We start from the raw sequence: 4,651 nt of genomic DNA, 5'->3' as shown, positions 1-4,651 counted from the left end.
CACAGGGACTGGAAGACGAACTCGGCCTGCCAGCGCGTATTGACGAAGATCAGCGCCATACCCGCCTGTTTGATGGCGGCGTAGACCTCCGGAATGGCGTGGGCGCCGGTATGCCCGGCCCAGGGCACATGCCCCTCGCTGACCAGCACATCCACCACAGGCGGCGCGCCGGGATCGCCCAGGACGATGGTGACCTTGCCTTCTCCCCTCGGGGGAGAAGGTGGGCCGCGAAGCGGCTCGGATGAGGGGATGGTCTGCTCCAGGCTGGACGCCCGCAGGGTGTCCGAACCGTCCCCCTCAACCGTCATGCTGCGCACGCCACCTTCTCCCCCGAGGGGAGAAGGGTGAGGTTTCAGCCAGTCCGCGATCATCGCCGGATCATCGACCGTCGCGCTCAACGCCACCCGCCGCATTCCCGGCGCGAACGACTGCAACCGCGCCAATCCCAGCGACAGCAGATCCCCCCGCTTGCCGCTCCAGATCGCGTGCACCTCGTCCAGCACCACGCATTTCAGGTCGGCGAAATACCCCCGCGCCCCTTCCCAGGCGCAGAACAGCGCCAACTGTTCGGGCGTGGTCAGCAGGATGTCGGGCGGAAAGTCGCGCTGTCGCTGTTTCTTCGACTGTTTGGTGTCGCCGGTCCGGCTCTCGACATGGATGTTCAGCCCGATCTCGCGGATCGGCGTCATCAGGTTGCGCTCGACATCGGTGGTCAGCGCCTTCAGCGGCGACAGATACAGGGTGTGCACCCCGCTGCCCGGCCCCGTCGTCGGCCTCGGTCCCCGCTCGGCCAGTTCGATCAGGCTTGGCAGGAAGCCGGCCAGTGTCTTGCCGCCCCCCGTCGGCGCCACCAGCAGGGCGTGTTCGCCCGCCTGCGCCGCCGCCACCATCTCCAGCTGATGCCGACGCGGCGACCAACCCCGACGGACGAACCAGTCGGCGAACAGGGGCGCAAGCGTTGCAGTGTCGGGGGCCGTCACGACAGGCCTATAGCATGTTCCCGTTCCGTTTCATCCTTTGCCGTGACGAACGACAGTCGTATTCTGACACCGCTCAGGAGACCGCCATGACCCAACCGACCGTTCAGGCCTTCTTCGATCCCGTCACCAACACCGTCACCTATCTGGTCGCCGATCCCGCTACCAAGGCGGCGGCGATCATCGACCCGGTGCTGGACCACGATCCGGCCAGCGGCGCCGATTCCACCGCCTCGGCCGACGCCGTCCTGCGTGAAGCCGAACGGCAGGGCATGACCATCGTCTGGTTGCTGGAGACCCATGCCCATGCCGACCACCTGTCGGCCGCCGACTATCTGCGCCGCCGCACCGGCTCAGCTATCGGCGTCGGCGCCCGCATCATCGAGGTGCAGCAGACCTTCGCCGACCGTTTCGCCCTGCCCACGCCGGGTCCTGAGGTGTTCGACCGTCTGTTCGCCGACGGCGACCGCTTCGCCCTGGGCGACCTTTCGGTCGAAGTCATCCATACGCCGGGCCATACGCCCGCCTGCGTCAGCTATCGGATCGGCGACACGGTGTTCGTCGGCGACACCCTGTTCATGCCCGACTTCGGCACCGCTCGCGCCGACTTCCCCGGCGGAGACGCCGCGACCCTGTATCACTCCATCCACCGCATCCTGGCCCTGCCCGACGACACCCACGTCTTCGTCGGGCACGACTATCTGCCCAAGGACGGTCGCGCCGACTTCCGCTGGGAAACCACCGTCGCCGCCGAGCGCGCCGACAACATCCACGTCGGCGCCGGCCGCGATCAGGCCGCCTTTGTCGCCATGCGCACCGCCCGCGACGCCACCCTGCCCCCGCCCAAGCTGCTAGAGCCCGCGCTGCGCGCCAACATCCACGCGGGCGCGACAAGCTGACGTTCCCGTTCCGTTTCGCGACCACAGGCGCTATCTAGGGGCGTGCCCACCGAGTCCCTGACCTCTCCTGCATCGACGACACGAGCGCCCCTCGTGCTCGACCTACCCCCCGCCCTGGCGACGCCGCCGGGGGCGGGGGCGATCTGTGATGATGCGGGCGCACGCAAGATCGGGCGCGGCGCGGCCGAGGCGGCGCTGACCACCGGCCCCGTGCTGGTCGCCCACGCCAGCCTGACCGCCCGGCGGCTGGGCTTGGCGCCACCGCCGCGCTCCGCCGACCTGCTGGACGTGCTGGAACTGTACGCCTTCGTCCGCCCCGCCCGCTTCTGCGCGCCCTCGCCCAGCGGCCTGGCCCTGGCGCTGGGCGGGACCGAGCCCAGGGGCGCCGAGCCCCAGGCGCAGGCCCTGCGCGACGCGGCGGCGACGCTGCTGACCGAACTGGCCGATCCCGCCTATCCCCAGCGCGAGGACGCCTACACCCTGGCCCAGACGCTGGAGCGCGCCGGCTGGGCCTGGGGACCGCGCGTGCTGGACGCCCTGCGCGCCGCCCCGCTGCGCGACCGCCAGCATCGCGGTTCGGGCCTCGATGTCTGGTCCCGGCTGGCGGAGTGGGAGGACGAGGCCCCGCGCGGCGAGGCGGGCTCGGCCCCCGTCGACAGCGAATCCGCCCGCATCCGGCTGGAGAAGCTGCTTCAGGCCTCGGGTCTGGACGAAACCCGCCCGGCCCAGTCCGACTATGCCGCCGAGGCCGCCTTCGCCTTTTCCCCCCGCAACGAAGAGGGCCGCCCCCGCGTCCTGCTGGCCGAGGCGGGCACCGGCACCGGCAAGACCCTGGGCTATCTGGCCCCCGCCAGCCTGTGGGCCGAGCGCAATCAGGGCGCGGCCTGGGTCTCGACCTACACCCGCGCCCTGCAACGCCAGATCGACCGCGAAAGCCGCGCCCTGTGGCCCGACGAAGCCGAGCGCCGCAAGAAGACCGTCGTCCGCAAGGGGCGCGAGAACTATCTGTGCCTGCTGAACCTGCAGGACATGGTTCAGGCGGCCCAGCTGGGGAACGGCGACCTGATCGGCATGGCGCTGGCCAGCCGCTGGGCCCTGTACAGCCGCGACGGCGACATGACCGGCGGCGACTATCCCGGCTGGTTGCCCGGCCTGTTCGCCGTCATGCCCGCGCATCAGGCCAGCCCCGCCAATCTGGTCGACCGACGCGGCGAATGCGTCCACGCCGCCTGCCCCCACTACCGCCTGTGCTTCGTCGAAAAGACCATCCGCGCCAGCCGCAGGGCCGATCTTGTCGTCGCCAACCACGCCCTGGTCATGACCCAGGCCGCCTTCGACGGCGCCCGCACCGCGCGCGGCCTGAAGCAGGACGGCGAGACGGCGGCGCTGAAGCGCATCGTCTTCGACGAGGGTCACCACCTGTTCGACGCCGCCGACAGCGCCTTCTCCGCCGCCCTGTCCGGTCAGGAAGCCGCCGAGCTGCGCCGATGGATCCGGGGACCCGAGGGGCGCGGTCGTCGCGGGCGCGGGCTGGAGCAACGCCTCGGCGACCTGTGCGCCGACAACGAGGCCGCCGCCAGATCGCTGAAGGACGCCATGGCCGCCGCCGCCCAACTGCCGGGCGAGGGCGTGTCGGGCCGCATCGCCCCCGCCTCGGGCGAGGTGAACCCCATCGGCCCGATCGAGCGCTTTCTGGTCGCCGCGCTGGAGCAGTTGCGCGCCCGCGCGGCCGAAAGCGGCGGGACCGAGTTCGGGCTGGAATGCGCCCTGCGCCCCGTCACCGATCCGGTGCTGGAAACCGCCCGCGACGCCGCCCGCGCCATCGCCGCCGTCGAGGCGCCGCTGCTGGCCCTGTCGCGGCATCTGGAGGACATTCTGGACGAAGAGGCGGCCGAACTGGACGGCGCCGCCCGCGCCCGTATCGAGGGGGCCCTGCGCGGGCTGGACCGCCGTGCGCGCATGACCCTGCCGGGCTGGCGCTCCATGCTGGCCGCGCTGGAAGAGGCGGGGGCCGACCCCGACCCCGATTTCGTCGATTGGCTGTCGGCAGAGGCCGCCTTCGGTCGCATCCACGACGTGGCCCTGCGCCGCCACTGGATCGACCCGACCGTGCCGCTGGAAGCCGCCGTCATCATGCCGTCCCACGGCGTGCTGGTGACCTCGGCCACCCTGTCCGACCCGGCGGCCGAAGATCCGTTCGACCTGGCGCGGATGCGCACCGGCTCGGCACGGCTGATCGAGCCGGCCCGCACGCTGAAAGTCGACAGCCCCTTCGACTACGCCGCCAACAGCCGGGTCATCGTCGTCAACGACCTGACCAAGGACGACCCGCGCCAGATCGCGGCGGCCATGCGCGAACTGTTCCTGGCGGCGGGCGGCGGCGGCCTGGGTCTGTTCACCGCCATCCGCCGGCTGAAGGCGGTCTATGAGCGGCTGGGGCCGGAACTGGCGCGGGCGGGCGTGCCGCTCTACGCCCAGCACGTCGATCCGCTGGAGGTCGGGGCCCTGGTCGACGTGTTCCGCGCGGAACAGGACAGCTGCCTGCTGGGCACCGACGCCGTGCGTGACGGGGTCGACGTGCCGGGCCGGTCCCTGCGCGTCCTGGCCTTCGATCGCGTGCCCTGGCCCCGCCCCGACCTGCTGCACAAGGCGCGGCGCGAACGGTTCGGCAGCGGCTCCGGCGGTCGCTCATGGGACGACGCCCTGGCGCGCGGCCGCATCGCCCAGGCGTTCGGCCGCCTGATCCGCCGCGCCGACGACCGGGGTGTTTTCATC

General features: G+C 71.6%; 3 protein-coding genes. 2 read left to right on the top strand and 1 reads right to left on the bottom strand.

The window, feature by feature from the left end:
- The coding region (locus EON91_RS13990) for a DEAD/DEAH box helicase (protein ID WP_292095946.1) at positions 1-890 on the bottom strand (890 nt) is incomplete at its 3' end.
- 176 nt (positions 891-1,066) lie between these two features.
- On the opposite strand from EON91_RS13990, the gene EON91_RS13985 reads away from it, so the two are divergent.
- Entirely contained in the window at positions 1,067-1,876 is an 810-nt protein-coding gene (locus EON91_RS13985; RefSeq protein ID WP_292095944.1) for an MBL fold metallo-hydrolase, read from the top strand.
- 93 nt (positions 1,877-1,969) lie between these two features.
- A partial coding sequence (locus EON91_RS13980; RefSeq protein ID WP_292095943.1) for an ATP-dependent DNA helicase occupies positions 1,970-4,651 on the top strand: 2,682 nt, incomplete at its 3' end.

Source organism: Brevundimonas sp. (assembly GCF_004210735.1).
GTDB lineage: Bacteria > Pseudomonadota > Alphaproteobacteria > Caulobacterales > Caulobacteraceae > Brevundimonas.
Note: the sequence above shows the minus strand (reverse complement) of the source record. Positions and strands in the feature narration are given on the sequence as shown.

Bases quoted from the DNA above. Each gene is read 5' to 3' on its own strand.
- EON91_RS13985 (WP_292095944.1), top strand. From the start codon at position 1,067: ATGACCCAACCGACCGTTCAGGCCTTCTTCGATCCCGTCACCAACACC.